Here is a 22,913-nt window from a genome sequence, read left to right on the forward strand (position 1 = left end):
GGCAAAAGATGGCTACAATTATACAGAACGGGATAATAGTGACAGCTTCCGAAACCTTTCAAGCGGACATAAAAATAGATAATGGAAAAATTAACATGATATCCAATCAGATTACTGGCAGCAATGAAGATACTATTCTGGATGCAACAAATAAATATGTACTGCCAGGTTTAATTGACCCCCATACTCATCTTGGGATTAAAGGAACCCTGGATGCCTTTGAAACAGGAACAAGAGCGGCTGCAGCCGGGGGAATAACTACGATAATAAATTATACAGATCCAGATAATTCTCAAACCTTTTTAGAAGATTTAACAGAGTGGAAGGAGAAGGCTCAAAATGCTTTAATAGACTATGGCTTTCACTCTATTATAAATAAATGCGATAAAGATGTACTTGAACAGATTTCTAAATTGCCAGATGAAGGTGTTACATCAATCAAATTATTTATGGCATACAAAGAAAATATGGTGAACGATGAAGAATTATATTTATTAATGAAAGCAGCAAAAAAAGCAGGAGTTGTAACCAATATCCATGCTGAAAATGGCAGTGTAATAGATTGTCTTATAGAAGAGGCATTAAGCAGCAATAATACTAAACCGATTTATCATGCTTATACCAGGCCACCTGCCACCGAAGCAGAAGCAACAGCGAGAGCTTTACGAATTGCTGAAATAACGGGAGCACCAGCCTATATTGTTCATATAACTTGTGAGGAAGCTTTAAAAGAATTTGTCAGAGCTAAAGAAAAAGGTGTGAACGCTTTTGGCGAAACCTGTCCTCAATATTTAGTTTTGAATGAGGAGTATTTAAAACAAGAAGAGAAAGAAGCAGTTAAGTACATCTGTTCTCCACCACTAAGAACAAATAAGGATCAGGAAGCTTTGTGGCATAATATTAAATCCGGTTCTATTTCTACAATTGGTTCTGATCATGCATCACACCCATATGTAAATGGAAAAGAGAACGGTATAAATAACTTTACAAAAGCACCAAACGGTTTGCCTGGTATAGAAAGCACTCTGTTATTACTTTATAAATATGGCGTTTGTGAAGGGAAAATTTCCATGTCAAAGCTTGTTGAAATAACAAGTCAGAATCCAGCTAAGATTTTTGGGTTATATCCTCAGAAGGGTAGTCTTAATGTTGGCAGTGATGGGGATGTAGTGATTCTCGATCCCAATAAATCCAGTATTATTACGAAAGCATCTCAGAAGCAGAGTACAGAATATAATGTATATGAAGGTATGGAAGTACAGGGGAGTATTGAGTATGTTTTATCGAGAGGCAAAGTAATTGTTAAAGATAACAAGGTCGTTGGAGAACCTGGGTCTGGAAAATTTTTATACCGAAATAAATTTACGGAACAGTCTCAAGAAGGGAGACTATAAAGGTTGAATATTTTAGTAACAGGCAGTAATGGATTAATTGGCCGTTATTTAGTAAATTTCTTATTACAGCAGAACTTACAGGTTGTCGGCTATGATATAAATATGATGGAAAACAAGAATATAAAGTCTCCCTATTTTAGTTTTGAACAGGGAAATGTAGATGATTTCTCACGCTTAGCGGCTGTGTTAGAAAAATATAAAATAGATATTATTGTTCATGGTGGCGGAGTATCACACCCAAAAGGATTTGAAAACTCACCAGATAAGATAATTAATACTAATATACTTGGAACTTCAAATGTGCTTGAAGCAGGAAGACTTTTTCAAATAAAGAAAATTATATATTTAAGCTCAGCAGCAATCTATGGAGATAGTAAAGCAGCAAAACTCCATGAAGAAACTATTCCAGCACCAGCATCTATCTACGGTGTAACTAAAGTAACAGGAGAATATCTTGCGAAGGTATATTATGAAAAATACGGGATGAATATCACATCTCTAAGGATCCCATTTGTTTTTGGAGCTGGAAGGGTAACGCACGACCCAATAAAATATATTCTTGAAAAAGCTTTAAAAGGTGAGAATGTAATAGAAGATAAGGGAAAGGATCAAAAGATAGAGTATATTTATGTGAAGGATGTAGTAAATGCCATTTGGTTAACGATCAATAATAAAGAAGCAAATGGTTTAACAATAAATATTGGAAAAGGAAATTTAACAAGTACAGAAGAAATAGTTTCTATAATGAAAGAATTATTTCCCGGCACAGTATTTAAAATAGGTCCAGGTGACTTTGGCTATGATGAAATTCCTCCACTTGATTGTTCAAAAGCAAATGAAGTGCTGGATTTCAACCCTTCATATTCAATTGGTGATGGCATAAAAGAGTATTATAATCTTTTGAAGAGCTGAATCGAATTTAAAACATTAGCTAAATAAGTTAAAGAAAAGATTTTCCATATCGCTGCAGCGATTGGAAGATCTTTTTCTTTTTGAATAGGGTAATTTTGCTTCGCTGTTATTTGGTGATTGTTTCGTCCTTAAGCGTTTATCACGGTACTATAATAATGAAGAACTTTGAGGATGTCCGAAAAGATTTAGCAAGGGAGAATCCGGAATTATTTATTTCATTGGAAATTGTAGGAAAACGGATTGCTGCCCGGGATAGAAAGGAATTATCTCAACGAGAACTATCAAGGTTATCTAATGTACCCCAAAAAACAATTAGCCGAATGGAAAGCGGGAAAGATATACCAAAGCTGGTTACTTTACTAAAATTAGCTCATGTTCTTGAACTTGAATTATCTCTTATTGATAAACATGGGGAGGATGAACAGGCAGCATCCATGTCATCTTTTACACATTAAAAAAAGAAAAGTTTTTAAACCAATATATTAATTTTGTTGTTTTGAGTTAAATAACATATTGTATAAAAGATACTCTCTTTCTATGAATTACATAGGAAGAGAGTATCTTTTTTTGTTTATAAATATAGGACCTATCATTAATAGATACAAGCTATATTAAAATAAATTACATATATTAGCTTCCCCCAATACCTTATCACTAAACTCTATTAAAGCGCAGTCCAGCCACCGTCAATCACAAGCTCAGCACCTGTCATAAAACGGGATTCATCTGATGCAAGGAATAGCACACCATATGCAACATCCTCAGGATTTCCGAAGTAAGGAAGCTGTGTGAATGTTTTATAATAGACTTCTGCATCCTTAAAAGTATCTGCAGTCATTGGTGTTTCAATAATACCTGGATGAACGGAATTTACACGAATTTTATCTTTTCCATATTCAACAGCTGCTGATTTTGATAAAGAACGTAATGCACCTTTGGCAGCAGTATATGGACTTGATCCGGCCATACCGACAAGTCCGCCGATAGACGAAATATTAATCAGAGAACCACCGCCGGCTTTTTGCATTTCTGGAATCACATATTTCATCCCGATAACACAGCCATTTAAATCAATATCCATTATTTTATTCCATTCGTCCATTTCCATTTGAGCCATTGTTTTAGGACTGGAAACACCAGCATTATTTACAAGTACATCTACTTTACCGTAGTGATTTACAGTTTCTTGGATAATCTGTTTCCATTCTTCCTCCGATGTCACATTATGCTTCAAACCGATTGCATCTCCGCCATCCGCTTTAATTTCATTAATTACCTCATGTAATACATTATCATTAATATCTGTTGCAACTACTTTTGCTCCTTCTTTTGCGAAAAGCTTTGCTTCTGAAGCTCCCATTCCATTAGCTGCTCCAGTGATAATAGCTACTTTACCTGTTAAACGGCCCATGATAATCATCCTTTTTCATTAAGTTAAAATTTGGTTATGGCTTTTTAAGTATCTTTTACGAAAAACGGTTTATATATTCTGCGGATATTTTCAATATATCTAATATTATTGTGATGTAATAGCTATCTTGTTAGTAATACAAGATATACGAAAAGAAATTAAAATCACAAGTTTTAAATATTTAATAAACTATAGCTGCTGCATATCATCCGGTCCCCAATAAGCGTGCATAGTAGCAATTTTACCCGCGGAATCAAAAGTCATTACATCTGTGACATCAATTCGAATAGAATGCCCTTTTTTTTCTGTGTGAACGGCGAAAGTTATGGTTGCTGCATTGCTGTAAGAACCGCGTGGGGATACTAATAATTCTAATTTGGCGCCAGTCATGCTTTCTCTATAGAACGCTTCAATTTCTATACGGCCTGTTTTAGGAGGCGAACCAACAGGGTCTTCTACACTTGCTTCATCTGAAAATAAAGACATCAGATGTTCGAGATCGTTGGCATTGAAGGCATCTACATATTCCTGCAATGTTTTTTTCATCGGTAAATTATCCATAAATCATACGCTCCTTTACTATGTGGTTCTTTCAATGTCCTTTGAAAGCTGACGGGTAATCTGAATTCAACGCTTGGAGTTATATAGTCTTTACATTTTAATTTTAGAAACATCTGCTTTTAGAAAGATGAGTTCCTTTGTATCTTATCTACTAATAAGATACCGTTTTCAAGAATTGTGATTATTAATAGTTAAAAGTAACTCTTATTTAAATGTATTATTGATTACTTATACTGTCAATTTTTTCATTTTTAATTATTAATTATCTACATTTGATATCTCTTAACTAATTTAATTTTTCTTAATATGAGAGCTAGATAAAATTATGAACTACACTTTTATACTTTCACAATCTAACCCTAAAAAGGAAGAATTTCCTTTAGATTAGTGAAATTTCATTATCAATAGTGAAAATAATGAAATTGAAAACGATACCATATGTTATAAAATAAAAGCGTAGTAAAAAAGAGTCGATGTCACTTAAGTATACGCACAAATAAAATATAGAAAGGAAGAAAAGCATGGCAGATGGATTTGGAATTTTGGTCATGACACACGGAGACTTTGGGAAGGCTGCAATAGAAAGCGCACAATTAATCGTGGGCGAACAGGAAAACTACGAAACAATCAGCGTTTTTGTTGTAGATAATCTTGATGATCTCAAACAGGAAATGGAGGATAAGGTAGCAAGCCTGGATACCTCAAAAGGATTGCTGATCCTTACTGATATTGTTGGGGGAACACCGATTAACTTAGCCAGCAACCTTCTAACAAGAGAAAATACGATGATTGCATCAGGAGTGAACCTTCCATTATTACTGGAGGTATTAATGAACCGCGGGAAAGAAATCAGTGAATTGGAAGAAGTTATTCAGACAGCTTACGCACAAGGTTTATCCATTAGAACAAATAAAGATTTAGAAGGAGACGATGACGATGATTTGCTTTAGTAGAATTGACGATAGATTAATCCATGGACAGGTAGTAACAACTTGGGTGAATATGCACAAGATTGAACAAATTGTTGTATTAAATGACAAAATTGGAAATGATGCTACGCAAAAAAATATTTTAACAATGGCAGCTCCATCAGGAATTAAAGTAAGAGCATTTCCGGTGAAGAAGTTTGCTGAAATTATTAAAAAGCAAAAAATTACACGCCGTACGATGCTTCTGTTTACAACAAGTGAGGATGTTTTAGAGGCTGTAGAAAATGGTGTGCCGGTTGAAGACTTAAACGTTGGCGGAATGCGCTACCGTGAAGGAAGAGAAAAAGTCTCCAAAGCATTGTCTGTTACACCGGAAGAAAGAGAAGCATTCAAGGAATTACTTGATAAAGGCCTAAATATAACTGTACAAATGGTTCCTAATGATGAAAAAGTAGATTTGAGGGAGGTCATCTAAATGGTCACCTCTTTACTCGTATCACTTTGGGCCGGTATCTGCGCGATTGATGATATCGGTACACAAATGATCAGACGGCCGTTGTTAATTTCAACGGTTGTCGGATTAATTATGGGAGATCTTCAGACTGGTTTGTTAATCGGTGCAACACTGGAAGTTATGTGGATGGGTGTAGGAAACGTCGGCGCCTATTCCGCACCAGATATTATTACAGGTTCCGCAATTGGAACAGCTCTTGGTATTCTTTCTGGCGGAACAGCGACTGCTGTTGCGTTGGCAGTCCCGACTTCTTTATTGGCACAGCAGTTATTAATTTTGTATCGTTCCGGGATTGTTTACTTGAATCCGATTGCTAATCGAATTGCAGAAACGGGGAATTTTAAAAAGGTATTTCGCATTCAATATGTTCCTATGATTTTTGCTTTCTTAATCCGTGCAGTTCCTACTTTCCTGGCTATTTATTTCGGTGCCGGAGCAATTGATAAAGCAGTAGAAGCACTGCCTGATTCCATTATGGATGGACTATCAATAGCTGGTTCTATTATTCCTGCAGTTGGTATTGGTCTATTAATGCTGATGATGATTAAGAAAGGTGAATTATGGGTTTTCCTCATTGCAGGTTTTGCACTTGCCGTTTACCTTGATTTATCTGTATTGCCAATTACCTTAATTGCCCTGCCGTTAGCTTATCTTTACGATTTGGCTACACGGGAGAAGGAAACAAAGGCTGAATCAAAATCTCAGGACTCAGATGATTTTGACGATGATGAGGAGGATTATGATCTATGACGGAGCATAATGAGCAAAATAAGATTACTAAAAAAGATCTCAATCGAATCTTCTGGCGCATGCAATTAATGAACGTGACAAATAACTACCAATCGATGCAGGCAATCGGATTTTTATCCAGCTTTACTCCTGTTTTAGAACGGTTATATGCTGATAAACCAGATGAATTGAAAACACAGGCGATGAAACGTCATTTAGAATTCTATAATAGCCATGTAAATGCGAATGCATTAATTATGGGTGTCTCTGCGGCAGTAGAAGAAACAACTACCGAAGAGGAAAAAGAAACTGTTACAGCTATTAAGACTGGATTGATGGGGCCGTTAGCCGGGATAGGAGACAGCCTTCTTAAATTCACATGGCTCCCTATTTGTGGAAGTATTGGTGCTTCCCTTGCTTTAAACGGCAGTGTTATCGGACCAATTCTAATGTTCCTTTTATATAACACAGTCAACGTTGGTACGAAGTATTATGGAATTCATATTGGTTATAAGCAAGGCGTGCAAATGATCGAAGGAGCCGGCGGGAACTTTCTGCAAAGACTGGCCAGTATGGCAAACGTAGTTGGGTTGATGGTTATCGGGGCATTGATAGCCAGTATTATTAAGATTAATATTGACGCCCAGATTACAGCTGGTGAAAATGTTATCGAAATTCAAGAGATGATTGATCAGGTTATGCCTGGAATTCTCAGCTTGCTGGTTACATTCGCAGTTTATAAGATTTTTAAACGGACAAATGGAAAATATGCTCCGCAGCTTATTGTAGGAATTATGGTTTTAGCTATTCTGTTAACGATGGCAGGTGTACTAGGATAATACTATGAGAAAAAAATATGAAGTTACCCAAGTTGAAAACAATAAATTTTTATTTAAGAAGGATGACACTGCTGAAGAGGAAGTAGTAGTCTATCTAAAGAAGAGTCCTGCAGATGTGCAGCCGGAGTTTTTACTAAAAACATCTGAGAAAAGCTTCTCCGTTAATATTGGACCAGTCGATTACAGACCGTATTTTCTTTTGAAATTCGCCGATAAAGCTTATACTATAGGTGAAAGAACGCTTCCTGTAGAAGGAATGAATAATTTCCGGGATATGGGAGGGTATGAAGCAGAAAATGGGAAGACGGTTAAATGGGGAATGTTATACCGTTCTGATCATATCTATAATGCGACGGAGGCCGGTGTTGACTACTTGAAGAAGCTGGATATCCATACAATCATTGATTATCGAAGCGATGATGAGATTAGTAAATATCCGAATAAAACGGTTGACGGTTCTATAAAGACTTATCAGCTGGACCCGGTAGCACATGCAGCAGAGCTATCTGCGCAGTTTACTTCTTCGAAAGATAAAGAAGATATTAATTTAATTAATAAAATAATTGAGCAAAAAGAAAAAGGTACTTTGGTTAATCAAGCAGATGTAGTTCTCGAACAGTATCGTACGTTTGCCAATAAAGACAACTCGAAGGAAGCTTTTGGAGAAATGCTGCGCATCACAGCAAACCCTGATGCACCAGCTGTTCTTCAGCATTGTCGCGGTGGAAAAGACCGTACAGGATTTGGAGCTATGCTTGTTCTGGGTATTCTGGGTGTGAAAAAAGATGACCTGGTGAAAGATTATATGCTTACAGAAGAAAATCGCAAGGAACGTAACCGTGTGAAAATGGAAGGGTATAAAAAATTGACTGATGATAAAGAGGTCCTGGAGCATTTGTATTCTTTTATTGATACACGTTCCGAATTTATTGCTACATCCATTGATACGATTATTCAAAAGTATGGATCTATTGAAAAATATGTTGTAGAAGAGTTAGGAATAACTCGTGATATGATTGATACAATGAAGAGTATGTATTTAGAATAATTTTATACCGCAAATGGAAGGAGGGATCACCATGGATTTAGACTTGTCAAATAAATTTAGATTTTTAGATGGCAAAGCTAGGTTTAAGGCGTTATTTCTCCTTCTTTTGCGTTCGGAAACCTATATGACAAGTGATCGGCTGGCAGCAGAGCTTGGTGTTACATCGAGAACCATCAAGAATGATATTCGGACCTTAAAAGAAGAGCTGATCAATGCGGATCTGCTGATTACATCCAAGCAGTCACTAGGCTATAAATTAGAAATTGTGGATAAGGAATATGAAAATCGTATTAAAGAATATTTCCAAATCTATCAGCCCAAAACAATCGATACGGAATTTGATAATCGTGTTCAATATATTTTACGAAGGTTATTAACCTCACATCAGCCAGTAAAGGTGGAGTTTCTTCAGTATGAGCTGAATGTCAGCTTTCCGTTAAGCAAAGAATTACAGAGAGTAAAAGAAATTATGTCCGATTATAATCTGACTCTTGTTGTAAGACCGCATTATGGGATGCTTGTTCAAGGTGCCCACTTTAAAAAAATTATGCTGACGATACGTGTTTATAAATATTTTGATAAAAATCCGACAAGTGATTTTGGGATAGCGGAATATAATAAGCTATTCACATGTGAACGGGCGGATATGGAGATAATCAGAAAGATTTTTTATGAGACTATCACGCAATCAAGAATTGTATTTTCAGATATCAATGCAGAACGCTTTATTATTTACTTAATTTACTTCCGCAATCAAAGTCTGGCCAAAAATCGGATTGAACTGGAGCTGCCGGAGATTGCATTTGATTACCGGACAACGGAAGAATATGAACTGGTAGAGAAGCTGATTAAAAACTTACAGCTGGAATTTGAAGGTTTTACTTTTGCAGAAGATATTGTTCAATTTTTAGCCTATATGGCGGTTATCAGCACCGATTTGTACCGTTTTAAAGACTGTACCGTTGAAAATTATGATAGCTTGATTGCATTGGCCGGGGAAACACGGAATTTCTTGCTGAAAGAATTATCAAGTTATTTGCAGATTGATGCATTTGATAGTGAGGTATGTTTAAAAGATCTGCTTAAGATTATGATACCAATCAGTATGAAAATTAAACTTGAAGTATCCGACTGTGTTGATTTAGGATATAGAAATATCAGAGATAGTAATGAGCAGGACCCTTTTCTGCTGCATATTATGAAAAAAATCTGTCAACAGTTTCAGCAGCAATACGGCTATACATTCTCTGAAAATGAAGAGCATATGATTTTCAGTACATTTTTGCTGATGCTGAACCGGATTGAATTAGATCACCGTAAACTGAGATTGGCAATTATTGCTATAGATGGCAGATTGAGCACACAACAGTTAAAGTTCAATCTACAGCATCATTTTTCTGATTACATTGAGCGTATTGAAACAAAGGTTTTATATGAGCTGGATTCGATGGCGTATCAAACCTATGATTATTATTTATGCTCAAACTATGGTAAAAATATGAATATTCATTATTCCCCGATTTATTTTGCCGAAGAGGGCATGACCGAGCTGGAGTATGTCGATTCACTAAAGCATATATTTTTAGATGCCTTCGATTATAATAAAAAAATGCCTGTCATTATGTATGAAGAAATAGAGCCAAAGTATAAATTCAATCATTTTCCTATTGAAGCTCATTTTCAAAATGGATGCGATTATGAACACGTCGAAGTTCCAGGAGATATTCACATCCACATTTATCTCCATCTTTCTTCAGAGAAAGAGACCTTTAAAATCTTTTCATTTCCCCAAAATGGCTCGGCGCAAATAGGGGGAGATGAATATTATTTATTGATTAATTTAAATGTAGATGGGGATAAGCAAAAGCTCCGGATGCTTTTAGATATTTTAAACCGGACTGTGACAGATAAAAATAAACTGGTTCATCTATGTAAAGAAAGACAGAAGGATTATAGCCAATTTTTTATTTAGAAGCAGGGTAGAGAAGAAAAAGCCGTTTTGTACTTATGAGATAGAAAAAGATATTGCTAAGAAAATCCACCTTTGGCCAGCCAGATGAAGAATAAAACTGACTAAAGGTGGATTCTTTGATAACTGTTTGAGTTATTATTAATTTATTACATAATTAGAGAAGAAATAAACTTTGTCTTGGAGTAATAGTTGCACTTTTCTTATAAATTGGGGTGTATTTTCGAGATAATATCATACAATTACATACCTCTTAATTCCTCCCCATGTTGATTAAACACATCAATAGCAGATAAAGCTATCTCTTTATCAATCATCTGCAAGTAGATATCATAAGGAATTGTTACAGTATGAGCACCTGAGGTTAGTGCATACACCACTTGCTGGGAATTTTTAAAGCTTGCTCCCATTATTTGTGCGTTTAGTTTTCGGGAGTCAATAAAAGCACGGGTCTTATTAATTGCTTCATAAGGATCTATTCCATGTGTTGACATACGATTAACATACGGAGCCAAGTAATCGCATTGTGCGAGTGCCCCTAAAATAGCCTGGTCAGCTGAGTAAATCGCCGTGCCCAATATGACATGATCAGGATCTTCTTTCTTTAACTTACTTATTACGCCTACTCCCACTTGGTTCAGTGAAATCTTAACACCAATCTTTTTTCCTTCAGGAGCCAAAGAATAAATTCTATAGGCATCTTCGTAAAGCTCATTGAAGGTAGAACCAACTGCCTGTACAAATAGAAATGGCACTCCTTTGGAAAAAAGCTCTTCAATTTTCCTTTCTCTGTTTTCACCTTCCTTTAATAAAAGAGTAGGGTTAGTTGTGACTCCTTGAAAAATTCCGGATTCTAGAGCTTTTTCAATATACTCGGTATTTGCGGTATCTAAAAACATTTTATTCACCCCTATTTGATTTCTTTTTTTATCATATTTTCAACGGAAAAGTTTTCTTGAAACCAATGATACTTTTGAATAATTCTTTTTCTTTCTTCTATCTTATCAATTTTACATACCTTTTTTAAGACTTCATCGATGGATTCTGACCATTGATTGTTTTTTTGTTTAATTTCGGAGTCAGATAAAACAAATACAAACATATGATATTAGTGGAGAAGAAAAAGACAGAAAAAACAACTGTTTTTCTGCATATTATTTTTAGGAGACGATAGTAAATGATTGGTTTCTTAACAAATGCAATGGAGCAAAAGAAAAGAATTATGATTTATTATCTTGATAAAGATAATAACGTAACACAGAGGATTATCCGTGTAATGCAGATAGAAGAAACGAAGATTTTAGCTTATTGTTATTATCGAAAGCAGGTGCGCGGATTTATGATTGATAATATATTGTCTTTTGGAATAGTGAAGGAAGAAAAAAGTGGGCTTAAAGAAAAACAGCAAAAAACACAGAACAAGAGCAATCAGACTTAGATGGTTAAATAATTTAAAATGCTCTTCTCAGCAAGTGATTGTCTTGTTATGAGATTTATTCATGGGGATATTATTAAGCGAACGTTTACTTTTTAGCGCTGACAGGATTTTTCCCAATGCGGATAGTCATAAACTCTTCCTGAAGTTCAAGCAAATTGGCAGAAATGGATGATTCACTTTCTTCACTGCTATCAATTATATATCCTAAATTACGACAACGAACAATTTGACCGGAGAGAGCTTTTTTTGAGACCGGCTGAAATAATTCTTTTCCATTTTTAAAAATAACAACACTTCCACCATCACGTTCTGTAATTTTAGCAACATGATGATAAAAAATCCATGCACAATCTATACGGGAGGGACCTTGTGTTGGAAAAGCTATAATTCCTTTTGTTGAACTGATAGGAATCGGTGTTTTCACTTTATAATGAGGCTCATGATAAAGCACGGCGGCTCTTCTGCCTGTATAGGAAGAAAAATATCTCAGGCAGTTCTTTTCGATAATTCTTAAGGGTATCTCTTTGAAAATAAGCGTTTTTTCCTGATCGGCCTCAAAGACTTTTGATGTATTTTTTGGTGAGTCGTATGGTAATATTGCCATAGTTTTATCAGTTATTTTATAATATGGACTCATTAAAACCCTCCTATAGTATATATTATTAACATATTATGTATGTTATGAAAATATTTTACCACATTAAAAATAATAAATAAAGTAGAATTATTATTATTTTTTGAAAAATTTAATAATTGATAAAATAATAGAGATACAAAGATTATATAGTTGATTTGAAAGAGGAAATGAATATCTAGTGCTCTTTGTAATCAAGAACGAAACATGAAGGTATAGGTTATATTCCTTTTAAAGTAAATATAACCTATATTGTAAAAAGAAGAGCTGTAAACCTCATTAGGAAAATTTGTTAGTTTCGTGAAAAAAGAAGCTTATTCATTAACATCCGCATGATTTTCGGATTGTCATAGAGTGAGGTAATTCAATGTGACTCATATAATCAGGGTTATTAATCTTATTTAATAAAGTATCAAATGCTATTTTTCCAATTGTTTCGGGTGGTAAAACTACGTTTGTTATTGGCGGTTCGATAATATGTGAAGCTGAAAATTCCCCAAAACCGATAATAGCAATATCATCGGGAATACTTTTTTTCAATTTTTTTATAGCATCTATAGCTCCAATTGTCATTAAATCATTTTGGATAAATAGTGCAGTTACCTTGGTCTCTTTTTCTAATAATTCTCTTGCAGCGTCAGCTCCTCCGTCCGCATGAGCAAATCCTTGTATAATTAATTCCTCATTAAAAGGAAGGTTCGCTTGTTTCAAAGCTTGTTGATATCCTCTGATTCGATCCGCTGTTGTAGAAACATTAGGGTATGTAAAAATAAATCCAATATTTTTATGACCATGCTTTACCAGATGCGTGGTCGCATCGTATCCCAGCTGAAAATTGTCACCAGTCACCCTTGGAATATTCTTGATAGAGTCTTCATAACGATTTATCATTACAATTGGGAATTTTTCCATCGTGTATTTGTGAAGGTACTGAATGTCTCCGGAAGTTGGCGATAATAGGATGCCGTCTACTAAATTAGAATAAAGAAGGTTAATCGTTTTTTCCTCATATTCATTATTCTCCTTGGTATTTACTAATAACAAATTATATCCCATTTCTTTTGCACGTTCTTCAATGGCGAATATCATTTCTGTAACAAAGGAATCCGGATAGCTTGATATGACTAAGGCCGCAGTCTTGGTAGATTGCTGTCTTAATGTTTTTGCTGAATAATTAGGCTTATAATTATATTTTTCAATAACAGACATTACTTTCATCCGCGTAGCCTTGGAAATATTTTTTGTATTATTAATAACATGTGAAACTGTAGCGATAGATACATTTGCTTCTTTAGCTACGTCCTTCATGGTAGTTACTTCTTTTTTCATAACTTCTCCTCTATATCCGTTCTTTAATGCCTTCATGTTACCTTATAGGGTAGCCGTATTCAAGTAGTGGCAAAAAATCAAAATTTATCATTGACATGATTCCGCTTACAATATATAATTCAAGAAAAGGTTAAACGATTAACCTTAAAGAAAAATATTTTTCTGGATGTTAGCGAGAGATAAAGAATAAGATTTTTAAATAAATATTTTGAGGTGATGATAGTGAGTAATATCACAGTAGAAGAGCTTAAAGAAAAAGCAATTCAATTAAGGCAGACTGCTGTAACCATGGTCTACCATGCACAGTCCGGACATCCGGGAGGATCTCTTTCGGCGGCTGATTTCGTAACCGCTTTATATTTCAGAGAGATGAATGTAAACCCAGAAGATCCTGAGTGGGCAGACCGTGACCGTTTTGTATTATCGAAAGGACATGTTGCTCCTATCCAGTATGCAGCATTGGCACATCGAGGCTTCGTACCAATGGAGACGGTTAAAACATTAAGAGAATACAAATCTCCATTTCAAGGACACCCGGATTCTAAAAAATGTCCTGGAATAGATATCTCTACAGGCTCTCTTGGGCAGGGACTATCCTGTGCAGTAGGCATGGCATTAGCAGGGAAATTAGATAAAAAAGATTATCGTGTTTTTGCTGTTATTGGTGATGGTGAAGCGCAAGAAGGGCAGATTTGGGAAGCAGCACAATCAGCGGTGAAATATAAACTGGATAATTTAATCGTTTTTCTAGATGATAATGGATTACAAATCGACGGACCGACAGATGAAATTATGCCCAATCTTGATTTAGAAAAGAAATTCGAGGCTTTTGGATTCACAACGAAGCGTATTGATGGCCATTCTATGGAAGAAATCTTAGAAACACTGGATGAAGTGAAGAATGTAAAAGATGGAAAGCCAAAATGTATTGTATGTAATACTATCAAAGGAAAAGGCGTTTCCTTTATGGAAAATGTTGTTGGCTGGCATGGTAAAGCTCCGAATGAAGAAGAGTATGAGAAAGCAATGGAAGAGTTAGCAAGGGGGTTAAATGCATGATCGTTTTAAATAAAGCACCTTACGAGCAGAAAGCAACAAGAGAAGCTTTTGGTGATGAAATTGAAGAACTTGGAAAAGAAAATAAAGATATTATGGTTGTTGATGCAGATATCGGCGGTTCCTGTAAAACAACGAAATTTATGAATGCGGTTCCTAAACAGCATGTCAATGTTGGAATTGCAGAGCAAAATGCAGCTGGAATGGCTGCCGGATTATCAACAACCGGTAAAATTCCATTTGTCAGCACGTATGCGGTATTTGGATCTTTACGCATGGCAGAGCAGGTTCGTCAAGAGGTTTGCTATCCAAATCTAAATGTGAAAATAGCTTGTTCTCATGGTGGATTAACTCCTGCTAATGATGGTGGAAGCCACCAGGCGATTGAAGATATGGGGGTATATCGAACAATCCCTAATATGAGAGTAATTATGGGAGCTGACTATAATGCTACCCGCAAGCTGGTAAGACAAGCAGCCGAAATCTATGGTCCGGTTTATCTTCGTTTTACGAGAGACAAGGTTCCTGTAATCTATGATGAAAATGAAGAGTTTGAGATTGGTAAGGCGAAGCAATTAAAAGAAGGAAATGATGTAGCTATCATTGCGAACGGGGACACGGTTTGCCTTGCATTAGAGGCTGCTGAAATTCTTGAAAGCAAGGGTGTTTCCGTAAAGCTTTTAGATATGCATACTATTAAACCGATAGACCATGAAGCAATTATAGAATGTACGAAAATCGGTAAGATTGTGACAGTAGAGGATCATAATATTCTTAATGGATTGGGCAGTGCTGTCAGTGATGTGGTAGCGGAAGAGGGGAACACCAGAGTTAGAAGAATTGGTGTACAGGATCGATTTGGTGAATCTGCACCTTATGAAAAGTTACTAGAAATCAATGGAATTACTGTTGAGAATATCGTTAATACAGCAGAAGAATTACTTTAATTTTCCTTTATAGGTAGAGAAGATAGATAAAATGTGCTTATTTACAGAGTGAAAATAACAATCTATGTTCAGTGCAGAAAATGACAAAATAGGTTGCTGATATCTGTTTGAAGGAAGTCTTATTGTGTTGAGCATAGATGAGAGAATAAGCACATTTTATTTTATGATGAAAGGAATAAAAACTTTAAATTACTTGTACAGGAGACGGAGGTAAAGAATTGAAAATAGTTAGAAATATAACGATTTTTGCCATTGTTGCTTTAGCTGTAGGAATTGTTGTTTCATTTTTTACAACGAGTAATGCCTTGACAGATGATACAATTACAATTCGTTTTGGGCATGATGCAGCCGAGACAAATGAAAGACATACTGCAGTAATGCGTTTTAAAGAATTAGTAGAAGAAAGGTCTGGCGGACATATGGAAGTGCTTGTCTATCCGAATAACCAGCTGGGATCAGAGTCAGAGATGGTAGAAAGTGTTGCGTTGAACGATTTGCAAATGGTTGCAGCGAGTGCATACAGCCAATATAATCCAGAAATTAGTGTGCTTGAACTTCCATATTTATTCGAAGATCATCAGCAAGCCTGGGATGCTATGGATGGAGAGGTAGGACAATTAGCAGCTGAACCCTTGCTGGAAGATAATTTGAGAATTATCGCTTACTTTGAAAACGGTTTCCGTCACATTACTGCAAATAAACCGATTGAAGAGCCTGCTGATTTACGAGGGGTAAAAATCAGAACACCAGAGTTTCCGATATCTTTAAGAACATTTGCTGCTTTTGGAGGTAACCCGACACCGATGTCTTTTGGTGAAGTTTATATGGGCTTGCAGCAGGGAACGATTGACGCACAGGAAAATCCTGTTGCCAATACTTATGCTAATAAATTGAATGAGGTTCAGGATTATCTCATCCTTACAGGACACCAATATTCACCTCTTCCTGTTGCAATTGGTGAAGAGTTTTGGCAGTCATTGACATCGGAGGAACAGCAGATTATTGAAGAAAGTGCTTCAGAGACTGCTCAATTCCACCGAGATTTATTACAGGAAAATGAAGCGAAAATGATAGAAAACTTAAAGGAACAAGGTATGACAGTAATTGAAGATCCAGATATAGATGCTTTTAAACAAGCGAGTGAGCCAGTTTATAAGCAGTTTAGAAATAGCTATGGAAGCGAACTCTTAGATCAGATTTTAGAGGCGACAGAGTAGGATGAGGGGGAAATCATGAAAATACTAAATTGGTTAGATGAGCATTTTGAAGAATATATTCTTGTTTTTTTAAGTGCTTTTACAGTAATTATTATTTTTATGCAGGTAGTCATGAGGTATGTTTTCGGAAACTCACTGGCCTGGTCTGAAGAGATTGCCAGATATGCATTTATTTGGCTGATTTATGTCGGCGTAAGCTATGGGGTAAAACGAAATAAGCATTTAGGGGTAGATGCTTTATCGATGTTGTTTCAACGAAAAGGCAGATTAATCATCGCTATGATTGCGAATATCTCTTTTTTAATCTTTGCATTAGTGATGACATATTATGGAATCGATATTGTTGCCAGAGTAACAAGAACGTCGGCTGCGTTACAAATCCCATTGTTCTGGGTGTACTTGGCTCCAGTTGTCGGTATGATAATAACCTCCATCCGATTATTACAAAATATGGCTTATGATGTAAGAGATTATCGATCTGTTAAAAGGGATGAGGATTATAAGAATTTAGATAGAAAAGAGTCCTTAGCAAGTCAGGAGGAGAAGACAGTATGACAACGTTCATTTTATTCGGCACCTTCTTTTTATTTATGGCGCTTACTGTACCTATCGGGATTGCACTGGGGATCGCAGGCCTGGTTACAGCTATGTACTCAGCAAATATATCCGTTACTTTTCTATCACAGGGATTAGTTACCTCCACGGATAACTTTGCTTTAATGGCAATTCCATTCTTTATCCTTGCTGGGGAAATAATGGGAAAAGGCGGTATTTCCAACCGTTTATTTGATTTAGCAAATGTCTTTGTCGGACGATATACTGGCGGATTTGCGATGGCGGCTGTAATTACTTCTATGTTCTTTGCTGCAATTTCAGGTTCAGGTCCGGCTACTGTTGCAGCAGTAGGTGGTATTATGATTCCAGCCATGGTTGCAGAAGGGTATGATAAAAAGTTTGCCACTGCATTGATTGCATCAGCCGGTTCATTAGGAATTATTCTGCCTCCGAGTATACCAATGGTTCTTTTTGGAATCTCAGCAAATGAATCAATTGGAGATTTATTCCTTGGAGGGATTCTGCCAGGGCTATTGATTGGCGGACTAATTCTATTATGGGCATATATTTATTCTAAAAAGCAAGGCTATGCAGGTACTGGGGAATCATTCAGCTTTAAAAAGTTGTTACAGGCTTTGAATAAAGCAAAATGGTCTTTACTTGTACCGATTATAATTTTAGGTGGTATTTACGGAGGTATATTTACACCGACAGAAGCGGCTGTAATCGCAGTGGTTTATGCATTATTTGTAAGTATGTTCCTACATAAATCCATCAAGCTTAAGGATTTGCATGCTATTTTCAGAAATGCATCATTAAGCTCTGTAGCTATTTTAATTATTATTGGAACAGCGAATGCATTTGGAACGATTCTATCTATGGAAAGAATTCCGCAAGCATTTGCAGACGGATTCTTATCTGTTTCTGAAAATAGCGTAGTCGTCATAATTATGATTATTATCATGCTGTTAATCATTGGGTGTTTTATCGATACTGCGGCAGCAGTTATCATATTTACTCCAATTCTATATCCGGTGGCGCTGGAAATTGGAATGAATCCAATCCACTTTGGTATTGTCATGATTGTTACGCTGGCAATCGGATTTATCACACCGCCATTAGGAGTAAACTTGTTTGTGGGATCAGGACTATCGGGCTTAAGTATGCCGGTCTTGGCAAAAGCAGCTATTCCATTCTTCTTTGTAATTTTGTTTGGACTCGCTCTGATTGCCGTAATTCCACAGCTGACATTGCTATTCTTATAACTTATAAGGTTATATCAATAATAGAATGAAATTCAACAACGTATTATACGCTAAAATCAGGAGGAAAAAACATGTTTGAATTAAATAATAAAGTAGCTATTGTAACAGGAAGCGGATCATTGAAAGGAATTGGCAGAGATATTGCATTGAAATTAGCAGAGCAGGGCGCATCGATTGTAGTTGCTGATTTAAATGTGGAAGGCATTCAGGATACGGTAAAAGCTGTAGAAGAGACTGGAGCGAAAGCATTGGGTGTAGAGCTCAATGTAACAAGCAAGGAATCTGTGGATGCGATGATTGAAAAAGTATTATCGGAATTTGGCCGTATCGATATTTTAGTAAATAATGCGGGAATCTCTCAAAAAGTAACGGTAGAGGACATGACTTTAGAAGATATGCAGCGGATTTTCAGTGTAAACATGTTTGGACTATTCCTGTGCTCACAAGCAGTATTAAAGCCAATGAAAGAACAGCATTTTGGCCGTATCATTAACCTTTCTTCAGTATCTGCAAAAAGAGGCGGCGGTGTATTTGGCGGAGCGCATTATTCAGCTTCCAAAGCAGCTGTGCTGGGATTTGCAAAAAACCTTGCAAGAGAAGTTGCGACAGATGGTATTACAGTAAACTCTGTAGCGCCAGGTCTGGTTAATACTGAAATTTGGAAGTCACTTCCTGAAGCAGATGCAGCAAAGGTAATTGATGGAATTCCTCTTGGACGCCCGGGAGAGACAAGTGAAATTGCATCAACGATTGCTTTTCTGGCATCTGATGAAGCTTCTTATATTACAGGTGAAGATATTGATATTAATGGCGGATCGCATATGGATTAATAAATAAATGGAAAAGATACGATGTCTTCTTTGAATAGAGGATATCGTGTTTTTTTGTTGGCGAAGTTATGGAAATGATTTCATAATCAGTAAAAACGATTCGTTCTTTTAAATTTAAAATGATATACTTAAATAAGCAGAAAATAATGTGAATTTTGTTAGCTACATATGGTTTGAGGAGGAAAAATGAATGAAAACAATCGTTGTTGGTACAGGAATTGTTGGTGCAAGTGCAGCGTATTATTTAGTGAAACAAGGTATTGAGGTTGTTATGGTAGATCGTCCGGAAGAAGGGAAAGCAACCTCTGCAGGTGCTGGCATTATTTGTCCTTGGATTTCTCATGTGGAAGACCCGGATTGGTATGCAGTTGCAAAGGGAGGGGCGCTATATTACCCTGAATTGATAGAACAGTTGAAAAAAGATGGAGAAACTGATACAGGATATAAGAAGGTTGGAGCGATAAGCGTCAGTAATAGTTCATCTGAGTTAGATGAGATTGAGCGTCAGGTGCGCGAAAAGCAGCAAGAAGCTCCAGAGCTGGGAGAGATTGAAAGATTAGATCATATAGAAGCGAAAAAAAGATTCCCTGCATTATCGGATGATTTGGAAGGAGTCTATGTATCAGGAGCTGCCCGAATGGATGGCAGATTACTGCGTGAATCTATGAAACGGGCTGCTATAAAAAATGGCGCACAGTTTATAGAAGGTGAGGCTGTACTTATAGTAGAAAATCAAAAGGTATCCGGTGTACATGTAAATGGAGAAGATATTATCGCGGATAATGTATTGTCAGCCACTGGAGCATGGGCACCGGAGCAACTGAAGCCGTTAGGAATGGATTTAGCAGTTGAACCACAGCGGGGGCAAATCGCACATATTTCCCTCCCGGGTCAGGATACAGCTGATTGGCCGGTTATATTGCCTCAGACGAGTCATTATATGCTGGCATTTGATGATTCGAGAATTGTTGCAGGAGCAACAAGAGAGGATGGTTCGGGATTTGATTATCGTTTGACTGCCGGTGGTGTCAACCATGTCTTGGAAGCTGCTCTGGATGTTGCTTCTGGATTAGAGGATGGAACACTGAAAGAGGTACGAATTGGATTCCGACCGATGAGCAAGGACGGATTGCCTTTAATTGGACCGATTAAAGAGATCGAAAATCTCTATATAGTGAATGGGCTCGGCCGTTCTGGTTTAACAATGGGGCCATACGTTGGCAAACTGGCAGCAAAGCAGATTTTAAATGAAGATATTGAGCTGGACATGGCTGCTTATAAGCCTGACCGGGCTATTTCTAAATCTGTGACGAATTGAATAATAAAAGAACCGCTTCGCAATCTCACTACAAAAAGATTGCGAAGCGGTTCTTTTATTCTTAATATATTTTTATAAAAGCTGACCATATGTTATCTGACGTATTGTCTGTTGCAGATTATAATCAGGATGTTTCTTCAATTGCTTCATCGGGTACTTCTATTTCATTAATATCATTTATATCATCGTAATTGACCTGAATATTTATATTTACGGTGCCAGTCTCATTTTCAACAGAGAGGTTATATTCTAAATTCTCAATATAGTAATCAGACTTATTTACTTCAAAGGTAAAACCCAAAGACATATCCTCATCAGCGATATCACTGCCGCCCAATAGTATGTTGAATGGACCTTCGAATGCTTCATAAATTTCACGTTCAAAGCCCTCATAACTAAAGGTGTAGGTTCCACCTTCAGAATCAAATTCAGCATAGTCAATCACATTTTCCAAAACAGAAACGACATCTCTATAGGAAGGGGTAAATAGCGGTTCATCTTCTTCTGCTTCTCTCTTTCCCCAAGGATTGTCCTCTTCTTGCGTATATATTTCATCGTTTACGCGATAAGTATTAACAGATGATTCCTCTCCATCTGCTTCAATAGTTAAAATCTGGTGCAGTGCAGCAGGGTCTTCTGTTAAATTTACTTCTATATTATGACTGATTGTTTTTGCAACATCAGATGTATCAATATTAAAATTCGCTGCGTATTGATTGACATCACGGTGCGAATTCAGGACATTTTCAATAACCTCTTCTTCACTTGCCTCTTGAGAACAGGCTACTAAAAAGAAAAACAGAGAAACAGCAAGCAAAGCGCATATTTTTTTCACATTTTCACCACCTTTCCTAAGTTTTGGGTAGATTATCATGCACTCTATCTAATAGTCTATATCAATCATGAAGGTTTTGTAAATTAGGTAGAGCAAAGAAAAATATGCAATTATTTACTTGTTTTTGGAAAATTATTCTTTTGTTTCTCAAAAAAAGAAAAGTGAGCAGCTGTCTGACTCACTTTTCTTCCTCTAATAATTGCATAAAAAGTATTTGGATATATCTTCCTTTATCCTCTATGTCTGTATCCTGTACAGCATTCTGATAGGAGGAAATAACACTCTCCATCAGGAAAAGATCTGGATTGTCAGATGTAAGCTGTTCTAATAAAAACTTCTGGTAGTATGCTAATTTTTTATTTTTCAGCTTCTTCACATTTGCTTCTAAATCGGTCAATGTTTGCTGTAATTGCTTTTTAATATTTTTATCCTCTGTATTCTTATTTTGCTGATAAGCCAGGAAATAATCCTCTTTTAAAAATGGCTGCTGTCCGCCGGTTTGTTCGATTTTTTTGAGAGAGAAATAAATCGTCTCTTCAATTGGAACTTCTGTTTTGCCAATATCCATTAAGACTTTTGAGGTTAAATGGATTGTTCCAAAGCAGGTAACTGCATCATCGTAGGATTGTTTGCGCCGTCCTTCACCAAACACCTCGCAAATTCGTTCTGCCATCCAGCTGACTTCTTTCAGATATTGCTGGTTTAAAAATTCTTTTAATTCCTGATGCGCTGTGTCTGTGCTCGTCAAAGAAGCAAATAATGCCATTAGATTATGTTTTTTGTCAATATGAAACCGGGCAGCAATCTGCTTTACAAAAACATGTTTATCTGAAGCTGGCTTTCCAATAGCCAGCTGCTGCCTATTGTAGATTACTTCATCTTTTATAAATGACAGGATAGCCATTAAGCATTCTGTTTTGGAAGAAAAATAATTGTAGAATGTTCCTTTGGATATATTGGCAGCATCCAATATATCCTGAATCGAAGTGACAGAGAATCCCTTTTTAATAAAAAGTATTTGTGCAGCTTCGATAATTTGTTGCTTTTTTTTATTCATATAACCGTCCCTTTATATAATTTTAAGAAAAATAGAACTGGAGTACAATATTTATATTAGTCCATATCTATTGATATATCAACATTTGAAAATTAATGAAATATTTTTGTTGCATTTATTGGACTG

24 protein-coding genes are annotated in these 22,913 nt (G+C 36.3%); 17 read left to right on the forward strand and 7 right to left on the reverse strand.

Annotated features, from left to right (window positions below):
• The first annotated feature begins 8 nt into the window (after positions 1–8).
• The 3 genes from hydA (at position 9) to OSO01_RS09025 (ending at position 2,761) form a co-directional block, all read left to right on the forward strand.
• Positions 9–1,394 carry a dihydropyrimidinase gene (gene hydA / locus OSO01_RS09015; protein ID WP_147210105.1) on the forward strand — a complete coding sequence of 462 codons (1,386 nt, stop codon included), beginning with the start codon at positions 9–11 and terminating at the stop codon, positions 1,392–1,394.
• Positions 1,395–1,397: 3 nt separating this feature from the next.
• On the forward strand, positions 1,398–2,306 hold the full coding sequence (locus OSO01_RS09020) for an NAD-dependent epimerase/dehydratase family protein (protein WP_147210106.1): 909 nt from the start codon (positions 1,398–1,400) through the stop codon (positions 2,304–2,306).
• A gap of 155 nt (positions 2,307–2,461) precedes the next feature.
• Positions 2,462–2,761 carry a helix-turn-helix domain-containing protein gene (locus OSO01_RS09025; protein WP_246145104.1) on the forward strand — a complete coding sequence of 100 codons (300 nt, stop codon included), beginning with the start codon at positions 2,462–2,464 and terminating at the stop codon, positions 2,759–2,761.
• A gap of 209 nt (positions 2,762–2,970) precedes the next feature.
• Here OSO01_RS09025 and OSO01_RS09030 read toward each other — a convergent pair whose 3' ends face one another.
• Both OSO01_RS09030 and OSO01_RS09035 read right to left on the reverse strand, forming a co-directional pair.
• Positions 2,971–3,717 carry an SDR family NAD(P)-dependent oxidoreductase gene (locus OSO01_RS09030; RefSeq protein WP_147210107.1) on the reverse strand — a complete coding sequence of 249 codons (747 nt, stop codon included), beginning with the start codon at positions 3,715–3,717 and terminating at the stop codon, positions 2,971–2,973.
• A 189-nt stretch (positions 3,718–3,906) separates the two neighbouring features.
• A complete protein-coding gene (locus OSO01_RS09035) occupies positions 3,907–4,278 on the reverse strand; it encodes a nuclear transport factor 2 family protein (RefSeq protein WP_147210108.1) in 372 nt (123 codons plus the stop codon).
• A 521-nt stretch (positions 4,279–4,799) separates the two neighbouring features.
• On the opposite strand from OSO01_RS09035, the gene OSO01_RS09040 reads away from it, so the two are divergent.
• The 6 genes from OSO01_RS09040 to OSO01_RS09065 are packed head-to-tail and all read left to right on the forward strand — an operon-like array spanning position 4,800 to position 10,309.
• Positions 4,800–5,228, forward strand: a complete 429-nt coding sequence (locus OSO01_RS09040) for a PTS sugar transporter subunit IIA (protein WP_147210109.1) — start codon at positions 4,800–4,802, stop codon at positions 5,226–5,228.
• Positions 5,215–5,682 carry a PTS sugar transporter subunit IIB gene (locus OSO01_RS09045; protein WP_077601711.1) on the forward strand — a complete coding sequence of 156 codons (468 nt, stop codon included), beginning with the start codon at positions 5,215–5,217 and terminating at the stop codon, positions 5,680–5,682. The genes OSO01_RS09040 and OSO01_RS09045 overlap by 14 nt, the downstream gene beginning before the upstream one ends.
• Positions 5,683–6,471, forward strand: coding sequence for a PTS mannose/fructose/sorbose/N-acetylgalactosamine transporter subunit IIC (locus tag OSO01_RS09050; RefSeq protein ID WP_147210110.1), 789 nt, complete (start codon positions 5,683–5,685; stop codon positions 6,469–6,471). It begins immediately after the preceding gene.
• Entirely contained in the window at positions 6,468–7,289 is an 822-nt protein-coding gene (locus OSO01_RS09055) for a PTS system mannose/fructose/sorbose family transporter subunit IID (protein ID WP_147210111.1), read from the forward strand. Before OSO01_RS09050 ends, OSO01_RS09055 begins: the two co-directional genes overlap by 4 nt.
• Before the next feature lie 4 nt (positions 7,290–7,293).
• Positions 7,294–8,337, forward strand: coding sequence for a tyrosine-protein phosphatase (locus OSO01_RS09060; RefSeq protein ID WP_147210112.1), 1,044 nt, complete (start codon positions 7,294–7,296; stop codon positions 8,335–8,337).
• Between the two features lie 31 nt (positions 8,338–8,368).
• Positions 8,369–10,309, forward strand: a complete 1,941-nt coding sequence (locus tag OSO01_RS09065) for a BglG family transcription antiterminator (RefSeq protein WP_186813603.1) — start codon at positions 8,369–8,371, stop codon at positions 10,307–10,309.
• 239 nt (positions 10,310–10,548) lie between these two features.
• Here the strand turns inward: OSO01_RS09065 and OSO01_RS09070 are convergent, their stop codons facing one another.
• Positions 10,549–11,205, reverse strand: a complete 657-nt coding sequence (locus tag OSO01_RS09070) for a transaldolase family protein (protein WP_147210114.1) — start codon at positions 11,203–11,205, stop codon at positions 10,549–10,551.
• 278 nt (positions 11,206–11,483) lie between these two features.
• On the opposite strand from OSO01_RS09070, the gene OSO01_RS09080 reads away from it, so the two are divergent.
• On the forward strand, positions 11,484–11,744 hold the full coding sequence (locus OSO01_RS09080) for a WYL domain-containing protein (protein WP_147210116.1): 261 nt from the start codon (positions 11,484–11,486) through the stop codon (positions 11,742–11,744).
• Positions 11,745–11,829: 85 nt separating this feature from the next.
• Here the strand turns inward: OSO01_RS09080 and OSO01_RS09085 are convergent, their stop codons facing one another.
• Positions 11,830–12,381 carry a competence protein ComK gene (locus OSO01_RS09085; RefSeq protein ID WP_147210117.1) on the reverse strand — a complete coding sequence of 184 codons (552 nt, stop codon included), beginning with the start codon at positions 12,379–12,381 and terminating at the stop codon, positions 11,830–11,832.
• A 318-nt stretch (positions 12,382–12,699) separates the two neighbouring features.
• A complete protein-coding gene (locus tag OSO01_RS09090) occupies positions 12,700–13,707 on the reverse strand; it encodes a LacI family DNA-binding transcriptional regulator (protein WP_147210118.1) in 1,008 nt (335 codons plus the stop codon).
• Positions 13,708–13,923: 216 nt separating this feature from the next.
• On the opposite strand from OSO01_RS09090, the gene OSO01_RS09095 reads away from it, so the two are divergent.
• From OSO01_RS09095 to OSO01_RS09125, 7 genes are all read left to right on the forward strand, one after another.
• Complete coding sequence (locus tag OSO01_RS09095; RefSeq protein WP_147210119.1) at positions 13,924–14,766, forward strand: transketolase; 843 nt, start codon at positions 13,924–13,926, stop codon at positions 14,764–14,766.
• On the forward strand, positions 14,763–15,710 hold the full coding sequence (locus OSO01_RS09100) for a transketolase family protein (RefSeq protein WP_147210120.1): 948 nt from the start codon (positions 14,763–14,765) through the stop codon (positions 15,708–15,710). The genes OSO01_RS09095 and OSO01_RS09100 overlap by 4 nt, the downstream gene beginning before the upstream one ends.
• Positions 15,711–15,928: 218 nt before the next feature.
• The gene (locus OSO01_RS09105) at positions 15,929–16,927 is read left to right on the forward strand and encodes a TRAP transporter substrate-binding protein (protein WP_147210121.1); all 999 of its coding nucleotides are present in this window, start codon (positions 15,929–15,931) and stop codon (positions 16,925–16,927) included.
• 15 nt (positions 16,928–16,942) lie between these two features.
• Complete coding sequence (locus tag OSO01_RS09110) at positions 16,943–17,482, forward strand: TRAP transporter small permease (protein ID WP_147210122.1); 540 nt, start codon at positions 16,943–16,945, stop codon at positions 17,480–17,482.
• On the forward strand, positions 17,479–18,747 hold the full coding sequence (locus OSO01_RS09115) for a TRAP transporter large permease (RefSeq protein ID WP_147210123.1): 1,269 nt from the start codon (positions 17,479–17,481) through the stop codon (positions 18,745–18,747). Before OSO01_RS09110 ends, OSO01_RS09115 begins: the two co-directional genes overlap by 4 nt.
• 71 nt (positions 18,748–18,818) lie before the next feature.
• Complete coding sequence (locus OSO01_RS09120; protein ID WP_147210124.1) at positions 18,819–19,577, forward strand: SDR family NAD(P)-dependent oxidoreductase; 759 nt, start codon at positions 18,819–18,821, stop codon at positions 19,575–19,577.
• A 190-nt stretch (positions 19,578–19,767) separates the two neighbouring features.
• Positions 19,768–20,895, forward strand: a complete 1,128-nt coding sequence (locus OSO01_RS09125) for an NAD(P)/FAD-dependent oxidoreductase (RefSeq protein ID WP_147210125.1) — start codon at positions 19,768–19,770, stop codon at positions 20,893–20,895.
• Between the two features lie 124 nt (positions 20,896–21,019).
• Here the strand turns inward: OSO01_RS09125 and OSO01_RS09130 are convergent, their stop codons facing one another.
• Positions 21,020–21,730 (reverse strand): DUF6612 family protein, encoded by a 711-nt coding sequence (locus OSO01_RS09130; RefSeq protein WP_147210126.1) that lies wholly within the window; start codon positions 21,728–21,730, stop codon positions 21,020–21,022.
• A 178-nt stretch (positions 21,731–21,908) separates the two neighbouring features.
• Positions 21,909–22,787, reverse strand: a complete 879-nt coding sequence (locus OSO01_RS09135) for a TetR/AcrR family transcriptional regulator (protein WP_147210127.1) — start codon at positions 22,785–22,787, stop codon at positions 21,909–21,911.
• Between the last annotated feature and the right edge of the window lie 126 nt (positions 22,788–22,913).

The sequence above is a fragment of the Oceanobacillus sojae genome (assembly GCF_007991515.1).
Taxonomy (GTDB): Bacteria; Bacillota; Bacilli; order Bacillales; family Amphibacillaceae; genus Oceanobacillus; species Oceanobacillus sojae.

What these genes read in the sequence shown, in the direction of transcription:
- hydA (WP_147210105.1), top strand. Translation starts at nt 9, where the DNA reads ATGGCTACAATTATACAGAACGGGATAATAGTGACAGCTTCCGAAACC.
- OSO01_RS09025 (WP_246145104.1), top strand. Translation starts at nt 2,462, where the DNA reads ATGAAGAACTTTGAGGATGTCCGAAAAGATTTAGCAAGGGAGAATCCG.
- OSO01_RS09030 (WP_147210107.1), bottom strand. Translation starts at nt 3,717, where the DNA reads ATGGGCCGTTTAACAGGTAAAGTAGCTATTATCACTGGAGCAGCTAAT.
- OSO01_RS09035 (WP_147210108.1), bottom strand. Translation starts at nt 4,278, where the DNA reads ATGGATAATTTACCGATGAAAAAAACATTGCAGGAATATGTAGATGCC.
- OSO01_RS09040 (WP_147210109.1), top strand. Translation starts at nt 4,800, where the DNA reads ATGGCAGATGGATTTGGAATTTTGGTCATGACACACGGAGACTTTGGG.
- OSO01_RS09045 (WP_077601711.1), top strand. Translation starts at nt 5,215, where the DNA reads ATGATTTGCTTTAGTAGAATTGACGATAGATTAATCCATGGACAGGTA.
- OSO01_RS09050 (WP_147210110.1), top strand. Translation starts at nt 5,683, where the DNA reads ATGGTCACCTCTTTACTCGTATCACTTTGGGCCGGTATCTGCGCGATT.
- OSO01_RS09055 (WP_147210111.1), top strand. Translation starts at nt 6,468, where the DNA reads ATGACGGAGCATAATGAGCAAAATAAGATTACTAAAAAAGATCTCAAT.
- OSO01_RS09060 (WP_147210112.1), top strand. Translation starts at nt 7,294, where the DNA reads ATGAGAAAAAAATATGAAGTTACCCAAGTTGAAAACAATAAATTTTTA.
- OSO01_RS09065 (WP_186813603.1), top strand. Translation starts at nt 8,369, where the DNA reads ATGGATTTAGACTTGTCAAATAAATTTAGATTTTTAGATGGCAAAGCT.
- OSO01_RS09070 (WP_147210114.1), bottom strand. Translation starts at nt 11,205, where the DNA reads ATGTTTTTAGATACCGCAAATACCGAGTATATTGAAAAAGCTCTAGAA.
- OSO01_RS09080 (WP_147210116.1), top strand. Translation starts at nt 11,484, where the DNA reads ATGATTGGTTTCTTAACAAATGCAATGGAGCAAAAGAAAAGAATTATG.
- OSO01_RS09085 (WP_147210117.1), bottom strand. Translation starts at nt 12,381, where the DNA reads ATGAGTCCATATTATAAAATAACTGATAAAACTATGGCAATATTACCA.
- OSO01_RS09090 (WP_147210118.1), bottom strand. Translation starts at nt 13,707, where the DNA reads ATGAAAAAAGAAGTAACTACCATGAAGGACGTAGCTAAAGAAGCAAAT.
- OSO01_RS09095 (WP_147210119.1), top strand. Translation starts at nt 13,924, where the DNA reads ATGATAGTGAGTAATATCACAGTAGAAGAGCTTAAAGAAAAAGCAATT.
- OSO01_RS09100 (WP_147210120.1), top strand. Translation starts at nt 14,763, where the DNA reads ATGATCGTTTTAAATAAAGCACCTTACGAGCAGAAAGCAACAAGAGAA.
- OSO01_RS09110 (WP_147210122.1), top strand. Translation starts at nt 16,943, where the DNA reads ATGAAAATACTAAATTGGTTAGATGAGCATTTTGAAGAATATATTCTT.
- OSO01_RS09115 (WP_147210123.1), top strand. Translation starts at nt 17,479, where the DNA reads ATGACAACGTTCATTTTATTCGGCACCTTCTTTTTATTTATGGCGCTT.
- OSO01_RS09120 (WP_147210124.1), top strand. Translation starts at nt 18,819, where the DNA reads ATGTTTGAATTAAATAATAAAGTAGCTATTGTAACAGGAAGCGGATCA.
- OSO01_RS09125 (WP_147210125.1), top strand. Translation starts at nt 19,768, where the DNA reads ATGAAAACAATCGTTGTTGGTACAGGAATTGTTGGTGCAAGTGCAGCG.
- OSO01_RS09135 (WP_147210127.1), bottom strand. Translation starts at nt 22,787, where the DNA reads ATGAATAAAAAAAAGCAACAAATTATCGAAGCTGCACAAATACTTTTT.